The organism is Agrobacterium fabrum str. C58, assembly GCF_000092025.1.
GTDB lineage: Bacteria > Pseudomonadota > Alphaproteobacteria > Rhizobiales > Rhizobiaceae > Agrobacterium > Agrobacterium fabrum.
The window spans coordinates 1,833,506-1,846,748 of sequence record NC_003063.2; the positions used below are offsets into that span (position 1 = coordinate 1,833,506).

General features: G+C 59.9%; 13 protein-coding genes. 10 read left to right on the forward strand and 3 right to left on the reverse strand.

Features of this window, described 5'->3' with window-relative positions:
- Positions 1-211: 211 nt before the first annotated feature.
- Both ATU_RS21920 and ATU_RS21925 read left to right on the forward strand, forming a co-directional pair.
- Positions 212-910 carry a GntR family transcriptional regulator gene (locus ATU_RS21920; protein WP_010974064.1) on the forward strand — a complete coding sequence of 233 codons (699 nt, stop codon included), beginning with the start codon at positions 212-214 and terminating at the stop codon, positions 908-910.
- A 109-nt stretch (positions 911-1,019) separates the two neighbouring features.
- A complete protein-coding gene (locus ATU_RS21925) occupies positions 1,020-1,985 on the forward strand; it encodes a dihydrodipicolinate synthase family protein (RefSeq protein ID WP_010974065.1) in 966 nt (321 codons plus the stop codon).
- 67 nt (positions 1,986-2,052) lie between these two features.
- Here the strand turns inward: ATU_RS21925 and ATU_RS21930 are convergent, their stop codons facing one another.
- Positions 2,053-3,090 carry an Ldh family oxidoreductase gene (locus ATU_RS21930; protein ID WP_010974066.1) on the reverse strand — a complete coding sequence of 346 codons (1,038 nt, stop codon included), beginning with the start codon at positions 3,088-3,090 and terminating at the stop codon, positions 2,053-2,055.
- Between the two features lie 318 nt (positions 3,091-3,408).
- Here ATU_RS21930 and ATU_RS21935 point away from each other — a divergent pair, with 318 nt between their 5' ends.
- From ATU_RS21935 to ATU_RS21965, 7 genes are all read left to right on the forward strand, one after another.
- Entirely contained in the window at positions 3,409-4,215 is an 807-nt protein-coding gene (locus tag ATU_RS21935; RefSeq protein ID WP_010974068.1) for an ABC transporter substrate-binding protein, read from the forward strand.
- A gap of 72 nt (positions 4,216-4,287) precedes the next feature.
- A complete protein-coding gene (locus tag ATU_RS21940; RefSeq protein ID WP_006312403.1) occupies positions 4,288-4,953 on the forward strand; it encodes an amino acid ABC transporter permease in 666 nt (221 codons plus the stop codon).
- Positions 4,954-4,965: 12 nt separating this feature from the next.
- On the forward strand, positions 4,966-5,619 hold the full coding sequence (locus ATU_RS21945) for an amino acid ABC transporter permease (RefSeq protein WP_006312400.1): 654 nt from the start codon (positions 4,966-4,968) through the stop codon (positions 5,617-5,619).
- On the forward strand, positions 5,612-6,334 hold the full coding sequence (locus ATU_RS21950; RefSeq protein WP_006312398.1) for an amino acid ABC transporter ATP-binding protein: 723 nt from the start codon (positions 5,612-5,614) through the stop codon (positions 6,332-6,334). Before ATU_RS21945 ends, ATU_RS21950 begins: the two co-directional genes overlap by 8 nt.
- A complete protein-coding gene (locus ATU_RS21955; protein ID WP_010974069.1) occupies positions 6,334-7,575 on the forward strand; it encodes an NAD(P)/FAD-dependent oxidoreductase in 1,242 nt (413 codons plus the stop codon). Before ATU_RS21950 ends, ATU_RS21955 begins: the two co-directional genes overlap by 1 nt.
- Positions 7,576-7,684: 109 nt before the next feature.
- The gene (gene lhpI, locus ATU_RS21960; RefSeq protein ID WP_010974070.1) at positions 7,685-9,394 is read left to right on the forward strand and encodes a cis-3-hydroxy-L-proline dehydratase; all 1,710 of its coding nucleotides are present in this window, start codon (positions 7,685-7,687) and stop codon (positions 9,392-9,394) included.
- Positions 9,395-9,404: 10 nt separating this feature from the next.
- Positions 9,405-10,433: a trans-3-hydroxy-L-proline dehydratase gene (locus ATU_RS21965; RefSeq protein ID WP_006700304.1), complete on the forward strand. Its 1,029-nt coding sequence runs from the start codon at positions 9,405-9,407 to the stop codon at positions 10,431-10,433.
- 147 nt (positions 10,434-10,580) lie between these two features.
- Here ATU_RS21965 and ATU_RS21970 read toward each other — a convergent pair whose 3' ends face one another.
- Together ATU_RS21970 and ATU_RS21975 are read right to left on the reverse strand one after the other, a co-directional pair.
- Entirely contained in the window at positions 10,581-11,603 is a 1,023-nt protein-coding gene (locus tag ATU_RS21970) for a LacI family DNA-binding transcriptional regulator (RefSeq protein ID WP_035257198.1), read from the reverse strand.
- Between the two features lie 156 nt (positions 11,604-11,759).
- A complete protein-coding gene (locus ATU_RS21975; RefSeq protein WP_010974072.1) occupies positions 11,760-12,080 on the reverse strand; it encodes a hypothetical protein in 321 nt (106 codons plus the stop codon).
- Positions 12,081-12,375: 295 nt separating this feature from the next.
- On the opposite strand from ATU_RS21975, the gene ATU_RS21980 reads away from it, so the two are divergent.
- Positions 12,376-13,179, forward strand: coding sequence for a transporter substrate-binding domain-containing protein (locus tag ATU_RS21980; RefSeq protein ID WP_010974073.1), 804 nt, complete (start codon positions 12,376-12,378; stop codon positions 13,177-13,179).
- Positions 13,180-13,243: the final 64 nt, after the last annotated feature.

A 13,243-nucleotide genomic window follows, 5' to 3' on the forward strand; every position in this document is an offset into this window, starting at 1 on the left:
GAGGCCTGCTCCTCTTTCTTGGGATAAATCGAACCTCCCGGCGCCCACGCCACAAACCGAACGATTAAAAGCCGCCGCGGGTAATTTCCGCGACGGCTTTTTGGTTGTTCTTGAACAATTATTCCGCCATTCGAGAAAGCGAAGCGGCCGCGCGGCGTTGATAACGAAAAAATATAATAGTACTCTTTATGTCGACAAGAGGGATTTGGTGATGACGGATGTAATTGCTTCTGCCGAGCGCAAGCGCGGCTCCGGCGTGAAGATGGTCTATGATCTGCTGCGCGACGAGATTCTCGATCTGGTGCTGCCGCCGGGCAGCCCGATCGATGAGGTGCAGCTTGCCGAACGGTTCAAGATGTCGCGCACGCCGATCCGTGAAGCGCTGGTCAGGCTTTCGGGTGAGGGGCTGATCGATACGCTGCCGAACCGTTCGACCATGGTGTCGAATATCGATTTCCTCAATATGCACACCTATTTCGATGCGCTGGTGCTGATGTACCGGGTCACCACGCAGCTCGCCGCACAATATCACCGTCCGGAAGATCTGGCCGGCATCCGGGCGCACAATGCGGAATTTGCCGTCGCGGTGGAAGAGCAGAATGCGCTGGCGATGATCTCCACCAACGCCGCCCTTCACCTTGCCATCGCCGAGGCCGGCCGCAACCCCTATTTCACCAGCCTGTTCAAGCGTCTTCTGGACGAGGGGCGCCGCATTCTGCGGCTTTATTACCAGTCTTACGAGGATCGCCTGCCGCGGCGTTTCGTCGATGATCATGAGGCGATGATCGCGGCCATTGCCACGCGCGATATCGCTCTTTCGGAAAAGCTGGCGCGCGAACATGCCGAACAGATCGTGCGGCAGGTGCAGAAATTGCTGGTGCGGAACGAGCGTCTGGAAATAAGTCTGTAGCTTGTCGATTTCTTGTCGACAAATAAAATACAAGATAGTAATGTCCTTATCGAAAGGGTGGCGCGGAGCTGCGTCCATTCCTGAGAACCATATGCCTTAGGAGCTCATAATGACGGCCAGCATTTTTTCCGGCGTAATCCCCGCCTTGATGACCCCGTGCAGACAAGACCGCACCCCTGATTTCGATGCGCTTGTCCGCAAGGGCAAGGAACTGATCGCCGACGGCATGTCCGCCGTTGTTTATTGCGGTTCGATGGGCGACTGGCCGCTCCTGACGGACGAGCAGCGCATGGAAGGCGTGGAGCGCCTGGTCAAGGCCGGCATTCCTGTTATCGTCGGCACTGGCGCGGTCAACACGGCATCTGCCGTAGCGCACGCTGTCCATGCCCAGAAGGTTGGCGCCAAGGGCCTGATGGTTATTCCGCGCGTTCTGTCGCGCGGTTCGGTCATCGCCGCCCAGAAGGCTCACTTCAAGGCCATTCTCTCTGCCGCTCCTGAAATTCCGGCTGTCATCTACAACAGCCCCTATTACGGTTTCGCGACCCGCGCCGATCTGTTCTTCGCGCTGCGCGCCGAACACAAGAACCTCGTCGGCTTCAAGGAATTCGGCGGCCCGGCCGATATGCGTTATGCCGCTGAAAACATCACCAGCCGTGATGATGAAGTAACCCTGATGATCGGCGTCGATACCGCCGTTGTGCATGGCTTCGTCAATTGTGGTGCAACCGGCGCCATCACCGGCATTGGCAATGTTCTACCCAAGGAAGTCATTCATCTCTGCAAGCTGTCGCAGGCTGCGGCCAAGGGTGATGCGGATGCCCGCGCCCGCGCGCTGGAACTGGAGCAGGCGCTTGCCGTGCTCTCCTCCTTCGATGAAGGCCCGGATCTGGTTCTCTATTTCAAGTACATGATGGTGCTGAAGGGCGACAAGGAATACACGCTGCACTTCAACGAAACCGATGCCCTGACGGACAGCCAGCGCGGTTATGTCGAAGCGCAGTTCAAGCTGTTCAACAGCTGGTACGCCGACTGGAGCAAGCTTCCGGGCGCGGTGCAGACCTGCAAGGCTGCCTGAGTCATCACAGTGATAAAATAAAAGGCCCGCATTTGCGGGCCTTTTTCATTTCCGATCCTCAACGCGGTCAGGAGACCGCGTCCAGTCCCTTCTCCAGCAACCGATCGAGTCCGGCCATTTCGGCGGCCGTGAGAGTAATGCCTTCGCTCTCGGATTTGGCGCGGGCGGCAAAGCGGCGGCCGGAGGGCAAGCGGGCGCCCTGGCCGATGATGGCCTCGAACAGCACTTCGGCGCGCTGGAAGGGATCACCAGGACGCCCCTTGGCGAAGGCTTCCGGGGAGAATGCAACGATCAATTCGCCGTGGAAAGGCGCAAGCGTCGTGGTGCCGAGATAATCGAGCACTTCGGGGCTGGTGAGATCGCCGATCATGATGCCGGCGAGAAGCTCGATCATGGTGCCGATGGCCGAACCCTTGTGGCCGCCAAAAGGAAGCATGGCACCGGCAAGCGCTGCCTCCGGGTCGGTGGTCGGATTGCCATCGGCATCCACCGCCCATCCTTCCGGCAAGGATTTTCTCGCGCGCCGGTGCAGTTCTATCTCGCCGCGGGCGGCAACGGATGTCGCGAAATCAAAGACGTACGGCGACGTGTCCTTGCGCGGCCAGCCGAAGGCAAAAGGATTGGTGCCGAGCAGCGGCTTGGTTCCGCCTGTGGGTGCGACGGTGGAATAGCTCGGGCACATCACCAATCCGGCCAGTCCGTTCGAGGTCAGTCCCTCGACCTCGGGCCAAAGTGCCGAAAAATGTGTGCAGTCGTTGATGACGAGTGCCGCGAGGCCCAGGCGTTTCGCGCGCTCGGCCAGAGCCGGCAGGCCAAGCTCGAAGGCGGGGTTGGCGAAACCGCCCATGGCATTGACCTTCACGATAGCCGTGCCGTCGTCTTCCGCCACTTCCGGTATCGCATCGGGCTTCACCTTGGCCGCCTTGACGGTGCGAAGTGCGCCTTCAATGCGGTAGATCCCATGCGATTTGCAAGCATCTCGTTCGCCGGCGGTGATGACGCGCGCCAACGCGCCCGACTGCACAGCATTCAGCCCAGCCCTCAAAAAAATCGACTCGACCCGCTGGAAAAGTGCCTCAATGGTCAAGGTGGTCGTGTCGCTCATCATAGTTCTCCGATACTGGCTCGCACATTTTGAATACATAAAGTATACAAAGGCGAGGCTAATGCAATCTGTCTTTTCACGTCGTGGCGCCAGCACGTGCAAATCGGCGTCAGCCGGAAAGGGTGGATATATCTATAGGCCGCGACACCGTGCTTACGCGGTTTTTTCCATTCAGGCCGCTCAACCAATCTCATTCGTTCGCACACGCAAAAAATTCTTTTTGTATACTCATTGTATTTTTATATTGATTTATCGCTGCCATGGGGAAATAGTGATCGCGCCTTCAACGGCAGACCAATTGATGGGAGCAAATCAACAATGAAAAAATCGGTCATCGTCGCCGGCCTCCTGGCCGCCACTTTCTCTCTTACGCCGGCCAAGGCCGACAAACTTGACGACATCATTTCGTCCGGCACGCTGCGTTGCGCCGTCGTGCTCGATTTCCCGCCGATGGGCGCGCGTGATGACGCCAACAACCCTGTTGGCTTCGATGTCGATTATTGCAACGATCTGGCCAAGGTGCTTGGCGTCACGGCTGAAATCGTCGAGACCCCGTTCCCCGAGCGTATTCCGGCGCTGATGTCCGGCCGCGTCGATGTCGGCGTTGCGTCGACCTCCGACACGCTGGAGCGCGCCAAGACGGTGGGCATGACCGTGCCTTATTTTGCCTTCGAAATGGCTGTCACCGCCAACGACAAGTCCGGCATCAAGTCCTTCGAAGACATGAAGGGCAAGACGGTTGGCGCAACCGCCGGCACCTTCGAAGCGATCGCTCTCGAGAAGACGGTCAAGGAATGGGGCGTGGGTGAATTCCGTCCTTACCAGACCCAGGCTGACGTGTTCCTCGCGCTTAGCCAGGGTCAGATCGACGCCACGGTCTCCACCTCCACCGTTGCGCAGTCTACCGTCAAGAGCGGCAAGTTCGCAGGCGTCTCCGTCGTCGGCAAGGCACCTTATGACATCGACTACGTGTCGCTGTTCACCAACCGCGATGAATATGGCTTCATCAACTACCTGAACCTCTTCATCAACCAGCAGGTTCGTACCGGCCGTTACGCCGAACTCTACAAGAAATGGGTTGGCGGCGAGGTTCCCTCGCTCACCGTCAACGGCGTTTATCGCTGATCAGGACTTTTCGTAAACGGCGCGGTCAAAAATGATCGCGCCGTTGATCGTTTCTGAAAAGGCGGGCGCTTCATGTTCAATTATACATTCCACTGGAATCAGGCGCTGAAGGCTTTGCCGCAGCTTCTGGACGGTGCGGTGGTGACTCTGCAGATCGCCATTCTGTCAATGGTGATCGGTCTTTCCTTCGCCATCCTGCTGACTTTGTTCAGGCTCTCCGGAAACCGCGTTCTCGGCGCTTTCGCCGCCGTCTGGGTCGAAATCGCCCGCAACACGCCGGCGCTGTTCCAGATTTACATGGCTCATTTCGGGCTTGGCAATTTCGGCATTCACTTAAGCCCCTATACAGCACTTCTTGTCGGCATCGCGTTTAACAATGCCGGTTATCTCGCGGAAAACTTCCGTGGCGCGCTGAAAGCCATCCCGGATACGCAGACGCGGTCGGGCCGTTCGCTCGGCATGACCTCGATGCAGACCTTCCGGCTGATCATCATGCCGCAGATGCTGCGTGTCGCCTTCCTGCCGGCCACCAACCAGATGGTCTGGGCGATCCTGATGACCTCGCTTGGTGTCACGGTCGGCATGAATACGGATCTCGCCGGCGTCACGCAGGCGCTCAATGCGCGTTCTTTCCGTACCTTCGAGTTCTTCGCGCTCGCTGCGGTCATCTATTATGTGATCGCCAAGATCGTCACGCTTGCTGCCAGATTGCTGGCTGCACGTCTGTTCCGTTACTGAGAGAGGTGAGCCATGTTTGAAACCGCTCTCACCTGGAGTGATCTCGCCTTCCTGGCCAAGGGTGCCGGCATGACGCTTGCTGTCACCGCCGTCGCTGTCACGGCAGGCACCATCATGGGGATCATCTTCGGTATCATCCGTTTCCAGTTCGGCCCTTACTGGTCGCTGCCGCTGACCTTCGTTCTGGATATTTTCCGCTCGGTGCCGCTGCTCATCCAACTGGTGCTCGGCAATGCCTTCCAGTCGATCGCCAAGCTCGGCTGGCCGCCATTCACCACCTCCTGCGTCGTGCTGTCGCTTTATACGGCAGCCTATTGCACCGAGATCGTGCGCGGCGGCATCGGTGCCGTGCCGTCCAATACGCGCCGCGCCTGCCGGTCGCTCGGCATGACCTGGTCGCAGGATATGCGCTACATCGTGTTGCCGCTTGCCACGCGTGTGTCCCTGCCGTCTTGGATCGGGCTGACGCTCGGTGTCATGAAGGATTCGGCGCTGGTGCTGTGGCTCGGCCTCATCGAGCTCCTGCGCGCCTCGCAGATCCTCGTGACCCGCCTGCAGGAACCGCTGACCATCCTGATGATCTGCGGCGCCATCTATTTCCTTATCAGCTTCCCCATCGCCCGTTTCGGCGGGTATCTCGAAAGACGGTGGTCCCCCAATGATTGAGATCGAAAACGTCCGCAAATCCTTCGGCCCGCTGGAGGTTCTGAAAGGGATCAACCTCACCGTCAACAAGGGTGAGGTCGTCACCATCATCGGCGGCTCCGGTTCCGGCAAGTCGACGCTGCTGACCTGCATCAACGGTCTCGAGCCGATCGACAGCGGCAAGATCGCCATCGACGGCACGGAAGTGCATGCCAAATCGACCGACCTCAACAAGCTGCGCCGCAAGGTCGGCATTGTCTTCCAGCAATGGAACGCGTTTCCACATCTGACGGTGCTGGAAAACGTCATGCTGGCGCCACGCAAGGTTCTTGGCATCTCGAAAGAAAAGGCCGAGGAAATCGCGGTCAAGCAACTGACCCATGTCGGTCTTGCCGAAAAGCTGAAGGTCTATCCGAACCGCATGTCGGGCGGCCAGCAGCAGCGTATGGCGATTGCCCGCGCGCTTGCCATGTCGCCGGAATATATGCTGTTTGACGAAGTCACCTCTGCGCTTGATCCGATGCTGGTGGGCGAAGTGCTCGATACGCTGAAGATGCTGGCAGACGAAGGCATGACGATGATCTGCGTCACCCATGAAATGGCCTTCGCCCGCGATGTCTCGAACCGCGTCGCCTTCTTCCATCAGGGCGTGATGGCGGAAATCGGCACGCCCGACCAGTTGTTCGGCGCGCCGCAGCATCCAGAAACGCAGAAGTTCCTGGCGAGCGTTCGATAATGCCTGCACATGATGTCATTGTCATAGGGGCGGGCGTCGTCGGTCTCTCGGCGGCAATTGCCGCGCAGGGCCGCGGTCTTTCAGTCACGGTCATCGACCGCGAGGGACCGGCGGCGGGCGCTTCTGCCGGCAATGCCGGGGCCTTCGCCTTTACCGATATCCTGCCGCTTGCATCCCCCGGCATTCTCTGGAAGGCGCCGAAGTGGCTTCTCGATCCGCTTGGGCCGCTTAGCGTGCCGCCAGCCTATGCGCTGAAGATCGCGCCATGGATGTTCCGCTTCTGGCGGGCCTGCGCCGCATCGAAGGTCGAGCATTCCACAGCCGCGCAGACAGCAATGATGGATCTTTCCAGGGCCGAGCTCGAGCCGTTCCTCAGAAAGACCGACACCATTGCCATGCTGCGCAAGGAGGGCAACCTTCAGGTCTATGAAAGCGAGGCGGAATTCGAAAGCTCGCTCGCCGGCTGGAAAGCGCGCGAACGCCACGGCATCGAGTTCCGGCATCTGAACACCGAGCAGATGTCCGAAATTCAACCCGGAATCGCACCGCGCTTTACCTGCGGCACATTCACGCCCGGCTGGTTCTCGATCGCCGATCCCAAGTTCTATACGCTGGCGCTGGCCGACCATTTCCGCACCATTGGCGGCCGTATCGAATGCCTGGATGTGGCTTCGCTCAGACCGCTGGAAGACGGCGTCGAGGTGGTGAGCCATGATGGCCGCACCCGCAAGGCCGGTAAGGTGGTGCTGGCGGCGGGTGCCTTCTCGCACCGCATCGCCCGTTCGCTTGGCGAAAAAATTCCGCTGGAAACGGAACGGGGTTATAATACTACCCTGCCAGCAGGCGCTTTTGATCTGCGCACGCAGGTCACCTTCGGCGGCCACGGGTTCGTCGTTACCCGCCTCTCGTCTGGTATCCGCGTCGGTGGCGCGGTGGAACTGGGCGGGCTGGAGCTTCCGGCCAATTTCGCCCGGTCCGAGGCGCTTCTGGCTAAGGCGAAAGCCTTCCTGCCGGGCCTCAAAACCGAGGGCGGAAAGCAGTGGATGGGTTTTCGCCCGTCGCTCCCGGACAGCCTGCCGGCCATCGGGCAAGCGCGGCATACGGCAAGGGTGGTCTATGCTTTCGGCCACGGGCATCTGGGGCTGACGCAGTCGGCGGGTACGGCCCGCATCGTCGCCGATCTTCTGACGGGGCAAAAACCCGCCATCGATACAAGGGCATTTTCGCCGCAACGTTTCTAGAGAATTCTGGCTTTTCTCCGAAACGCAAAAATTCTCTAGCTTTTTTTCACGCATTTTCCGGGCGTAACCACTGCGCACTTTTACCGGAAATGCTTCAGGGAGATTTTCGATGTCTTCTGCCGTTTCAACCACAGCCGCTCCCGAGGCGCGCAGCATTCTGGCCGGTGCCGCCGAAGGCAAGGTCATCGCAACGACAGAGGCGCTGAGCTTCTGGGGTGGGGTCGATCCCGCCACCGGCAAGGTGATCGACGTGCATCATCCGCTGCACGGAATCTGTCTCACCGGCGGCGTGCTGTTCATGCCGACCAGCCGCGGCTCCTGCACCGGCTCGGGTGTGTTGCTCGATCTCATCCTCACCGGCCGTGCGCCTTCGGCACTGGTTTTCTGCGAGGCCGAGGACGTTCTGACGCTGGGTGCGCTTGTCGCGGCGGAAATGTTCGACAAGGCATTGCCGGTCATCCGCCTCGATGCCGAAACTTTCTCCCGCTTTTCCCGGGCTGCCCATGTCAGCATCGATCAAAATACCATCAAGGCCGACGGCGTCTCGCTTGCCATCGCCCCGCCGGCGACGGCACATCTCGACCTCAATGACGACGACCGGGCGATGCTTGTGGGGCGTGATGGCATTGCGGTGCGTCAGGCCATGCGCATCATCGTCGCCATGGCCGCCCAGCAGGGGGCTTCCGCGCTTGTTGATGTCACCCAGGGCCATATCGACGGCTGCATCTATGCCAGCCCCGCCAACCTTACCTTTGCGGAAAAAATGGCCGACATGGGCGGCAAGGTGCGGGCTCCTTCGACCATGAACGCCATTTCCGTGGACAAGGCCAACTGGCGCGCACAGGGCGTGCCGGAGGATTTCGGCGATCCCGCTGCAAGACTGGCGGATGCCTATGTGCGCATGGGATGCAAGCCCACCTTCACCTGTTCGCCTTACCTGCTGGATAGTGCTCCAAGTGCCGGCGAATCGATTGCCTGGGCCGAATCAAATGCGGTGATCTTCGCCAATACGGTGCTCGGCGCCCGCACCGCCAAACATCCTGACTTTCTCGATCTTTGCATTGCGATGACGGGCAGGGCGCCGCTTTCAGGCGTGTATATCGAAGAAAACCGGCGGCCGCAGCGCATCGTTGACGTGGCCCTGCCAGCCGGCATTGATGACGCCTTCTGGCCGCTCGTCGGTTATCTTGCCGGCAAGGCTGCACCGGATTGCATTCCCCTGTTGCGCGGCCTTGGCGCCGCAAAGCCGTCGCGGGACGATCTGAAAGCACTCTGCGCCGCCTTCGGCACCACCTCTGCCTCGCCGATGCTGCATATCGAGGGCGCGACGCCGGAAGCCGGGCTTGCGCCGCTCGAAACCGCGGAAACCGTCACCATTTCGCTTCAGGATATGGCCGCCGCCTGGTCGCTCCTGAACGATGGGCCGGAGGAGGTGCAGCTTGTTGCCATCGGCAGTCCGCACGCCTCGCTGGAGGAGTGCCGCGCCCTTGCCGCCGTTTTCGCCGGCCGCAAACGTCGTGCAGATGTTGCCGTCATCGTTACCGCCGGCCAGCAGGTCATCGATGCGGCCGGCAAGGACGGCACGCTGCAGAGCTTGAAGGACAGCGGCGTGCAGGTGCTGCCGGATCTCTGCTGGTGTTCGATTTCCGAGCCGGTCTTCCCGACGAAGACGCGCGCGCTGATGACCAATTCCGGCAAATACGCCCATTACGGTCCGGGCCTCAGCGGTCGCGCGGTGCGCTTCGGCAGTCTTGCCGACTGCGTTGAAAGCGCGCTGACCGGCCGTGCCGTATCCCGCCTTCCTGTCTGGCTTTCCTGAGGAGAACTGAATGCGCAGTATCAAGACCGTTCATGTGATTTCCGCCCATGCGGAAGGTGAAGTGGGGGATGTGATCGTCGGCGGGGTGAAGCCGCCGCCGGGGGAGACGATCTGGGAGCAGAGCCGTTTCATCGCTCGCGACGAGACGCTGCGCAATTTCGTGCTCAACGAACCGCGCGGCGGCGTCTTCCGCCACGTCAACCTGCTGGTGCCGCCGAAACATCCTGACGCGGATGCCGCCTTCATCATCATGGAGCCGGAAGACACGCCGCCCATGTCCGGCTCCAACTCCATCTGCGTTTCCACCGTGCTTCTGGATGGCGGTATCGTGCCGATGCAGGAGCCGGAAACCCATATGCTGCTGGAAGCACCGGGCGGGCTGGTGAAGGTGCGCGCGGAATGCCGTAACGGCAAGGCCGAGCGCATTTTCGTGCAGAACTTGCCGAGCTTCGCCGCCAAGCTCGATGCCGAACTCGAGGTCGAAGGCCTCGGCAAACTCAAGGTCGATACCGCCTATGGCGGCGACAGCTTTGTTATCGTTGATGCCGAAGCGATGGGGTTCAGCCTGAAGCCGGAAGAGGCGCATGAGATTGCCCGTCTCGGCGTGCGCATCACCAATGCCGCCAACAAGGCTTTGGGTTTCGACCATCCCGAAAACCCGGATTGGCGGCATTTTTCCTTCTGCCTCTTCGCCGGCAAGGTGGAGCGTACGGCGGAAGGCCTCAGGGCAGGGGCGGCCGTCGCTATCCAGCCAGGCAAGGTTGATCGCTCGCCGACCGGCACGGCGCTTTCGGCCCGCATGGCTGTGCTGCATGCACGCGGTGAAATGAAGGAAGGCGAAACGCTAACGGCCGTGTCGCTGATCGGCTCCACCTTCACCGGTCGCATTCTGGGAACCACAACGGTGGGTGACCGCCCGGCCATCCTGCCGGAAATTTCCGGCCGCGGCTGGATCACGGGTATCCACCAGCACATGCTCGATCCGTCGGATCCATGGCCGGAGGGGTATCGGCTGACGGATACGTGGGGTGCGCGGTAGAGAGAACACGTCTCTTCTCCCTCATCCCTGTGCTTGTCACAGGGATCCAGCCAGCCCAAGTCCTTGGGCTGGAAGAAATCTCTCGCCGCGGAGACGCACGTCGGCTGGATTCCTGTGGCAAGCACAGGAATAAGGGAAGAGAATGGATCAACCACCCAGCCGCTTCGTCGTCTCCCGCACGATCAGCTCGAAACCGACGTCCACCCGCGCCCCTTCAGGCACAACAGCATCCTTTTCCGGCTCCAATATCGAAAGCAGCAATTCGCCCGCTTTACGTCCGATCATCTGGGCGTCGACGCGGATGGTCGAGATTGCCGGATAACATTGCCGGCCGATATCGAAATCGCCGAAGCCGAGGATGGAAATCCGGTCAGGCACATGAATGCCCCTTCGGTGACATTCCATCAGCGCGCCGACGGCCGAGATATCGGAGACCGCGAAGATGGCCTCGACGTCGGGTGCCTTCGCCAGCAGGGAACCGAGCGTCTTTGCGCCATGGTCGTAGGAAACCGGCGCGCTGCCTTCGCGGATGATGAGATCGTCGGAAATGCCGGCTTCGCGCAGCGCTGCGGAAAAGCCGAGAAGGCGGCTTTCTCCACGCCAGTCCTTCACATCGCCATCGGCCCTTGAGCCAAGTGCGCCAATTTTCGTAAAGCCAAGCGATATCAGATGTTTGGCGGCTGTTCTTCCCACTTCGTAGTTGGAAAAGCCAACCGCGTGATCGATCGGATGTTCGGGCACGTCCCATATCTCCACAATCGGAATGCCGGCCCGCATCAGAACTTCGCTCGCCATCTTGGTATGGACAGTGCCAGCAACGACAATGGCATCCGGGCGGCGCTCCATCATGGTGCGGATGACGCGCTCCTCTTCCAGAAGGTCGTACATCGTGTAGCCGATCAGCAATTGATAATCGGCGGCGCGCAGCGCATTGGCGAGCCCCTGCGCGCTGTCGGCGAAGTTGGAGTTGGTGAGCGTCGGCAAAATGGCGGTGATGAAATTGGTGCGCCGGGAAGACAGCGAACCGGCGATCCGGTCTGGCACATAGCCAAGCTTCTCGATGGCCTTCATCACCTTCTGGCGCGTGTCTTCAGACACCAGCGCCGGATCGGCCAGCACCCGTGAGACCGTCATCTTGGAGACGCCCGCGAGTTTCGAGACGTCGCTCATGGTTGCTTTTTTTGACGTGACTAACGCTGCGGCCAAGGGCGTGCGCTCCACCAAAGCATGTCTCCCTGAATTGGAACCGGTTCAGGACAAGACATACACGAAGATATCAAGGGAAAGCACGCCGCATGATTGCGATTGACGCGGCGTGCACCGGATTTATGCGACGCGGCTATAGACCAGATGGTAAAAACGCCCGTCGCACATGCTCATCATCTCGTCCGTCAGCACCCGGCCTTCCAGTCTGACCGGCGAAACCAGCGCTTCCTCCACCGCCTCCATCGACGGATAGTCGATTTCCTGCACCATGATGATCGCCGCCGCATCCGGGTCGGTGCGCTCCGTGCGCATCACCCGCACCGCCTGCGCGTTCGGCATGCGTTTCCAGACCGGCAGAAGCTTTTCTTCGACGATGCGGAAAAACTCCTCCTCCCGACCGGCGTGGATCCTGCCTTCAAAAATTGCCGAGCGTGTATACATGGTTCCCTCCCGAATGAATGCCGATGCAACAGTTCTGTAGATCGGACTTGCAATGATACCGATAACATGCATTATTGATCCTGCCAAGAACGTGAAATGGTGTCGACCAGAGGAAAATCGATAACCAGCCGAACTGTTTGAATTTCATAGAAAATTCTACCGATTTCGGATCTTTGCGTCATCTTGGGAGGAGTTTTTTGCAAATCGGGTTAAAATGTTATCGAGAACATTTTTCGGTTTGCGCAAGGGCCGCTGCTCCCGCGCGGGCAGCCACTACAGGGTTGGAGGAGAAACCATGAGCATATCCAGATTTTTGAAGAACATGACCGTTGCCGTCGGTGTTGCCGCAGCAACGCTTGCCGCCACTACCTCGGCCAATGCCGTTTCGCTGAGCGAGATAACGGCGCGCGGCAAGGTCAAGATCGGTGTTCTCACCGGCGCTCCACCGATGGGCATGGTGGACGAGAAGGGCAATCCTTCCGGTTATGACGTCGACGTCGCCAACCTCATTGGTTCTTACCTGTCACTGCCTGTGGAGCTGGTGCCACTGACGCCGCCGGCACGTATCCCCGCACTTCAGACCGGCAAGGTCGATTTCCTTGTCGCGACGCTCGCCCCGACAGGTGAACGCGCCAAGACCGTCATGTTCACGCAGCCTTACAGCGCCTTCAACATGGACATCATCTCCGGCAAGGACCAGAAGTTCGAAAATCTCGACAGCCTCAAGGGCAAGCGTGTTTCGGTCAATCGTGGTTCCTCGCAGGAAACCGCGCTGCGCAAGGCCAATGTCGAAGGTCTTGAAATCGTCGTCTACGAAGACGATTCCACCAGCGCCCAGGCACTGCTTGCCGGTCAGGTGGATGCCGTGGCACTGCCGTCCACAGTCGGCGAGGCGATCATCAAGCAGCGTCCGGAAGCCGGTCTGCAGGTTGGCTTCACCTTCTTCCAGCAGGGCAATTCCATGGCGACGAAGATCGAGGATTTCGAGCTGCGCCAGTGGCTGAACACCTCCATCTATCTCATGAAGATGTCGGGTGATCTCGACCGTATCTCGGTGAAGTGGACCGGCCGTCCGCTGCCGCAACTGCCAAGCTTCTGATTGAGCCATTCAACGCGCCCGCCGGGAGAAAATCCGGCGGGCCGGGAAATGTCCACGGAGTGAC

Bases quoted from the DNA above. Each gene is read 5' to 3' on its own strand.
- ATU_RS21920 (WP_010974064.1), top strand. From the start codon at position 212: ATGACGGATGTAATTGCTTCTGCCGAGCGCAAGCGCGGCTCCGGCGTG.
- ATU_RS21925 (WP_010974065.1), top strand. From the start codon at position 1,020: ATGACGGCCAGCATTTTTTCCGGCGTAATCCCCGCCTTGATGACCCCG.
- ATU_RS21930 (WP_010974066.1), bottom strand. From the start codon at position 3,090: ATGAGCGACACGACCACCTTGACCATTGAGGCACTTTTCCAGCGGGTC.
- ATU_RS21935 (WP_010974068.1), top strand. From the start codon at position 3,409: ATGAAAAAATCGGTCATCGTCGCCGGCCTCCTGGCCGCCACTTTCTCT.
- ATU_RS21940 (WP_006312403.1), top strand. From the start codon at position 4,288: ATGTTCAATTATACATTCCACTGGAATCAGGCGCTGAAGGCTTTGCCG.
- ATU_RS21945 (WP_006312400.1), top strand. From the start codon at position 4,966: ATGTTTGAAACCGCTCTCACCTGGAGTGATCTCGCCTTCCTGGCCAAG.
- ATU_RS21950 (WP_006312398.1), top strand. From the start codon at position 5,612: ATGATTGAGATCGAAAACGTCCGCAAATCCTTCGGCCCGCTGGAGGTT.
- ATU_RS21955 (WP_010974069.1), top strand. From the start codon at position 6,334: ATGCCTGCACATGATGTCATTGTCATAGGGGCGGGCGTCGTCGGTCTC.
- lhpI (WP_010974070.1), top strand. From the start codon at position 7,685: ATGTCTTCTGCCGTTTCAACCACAGCCGCTCCCGAGGCGCGCAGCATT.
- ATU_RS21965 (WP_006700304.1), top strand. From the start codon at position 9,405: ATGCGCAGTATCAAGACCGTTCATGTGATTTCCGCCCATGCGGAAGGT.
- ATU_RS21970 (WP_035257198.1), bottom strand. From the start codon at position 11,603: ATGAGCGACGTCTCGAAACTCGCGGGCGTCTCCAAGATGACGGTCTCA.
- ATU_RS21975 (WP_010974072.1), bottom strand. From the start codon at position 12,080: ATGTATACACGCTCGGCAATTTTTGAAGGCAGGATCCACGCCGGTCGG.
- ATU_RS21980 (WP_010974073.1), top strand. From the start codon at position 12,376: ATGAGCATATCCAGATTTTTGAAGAACATGACCGTTGCCGTCGGTGTT.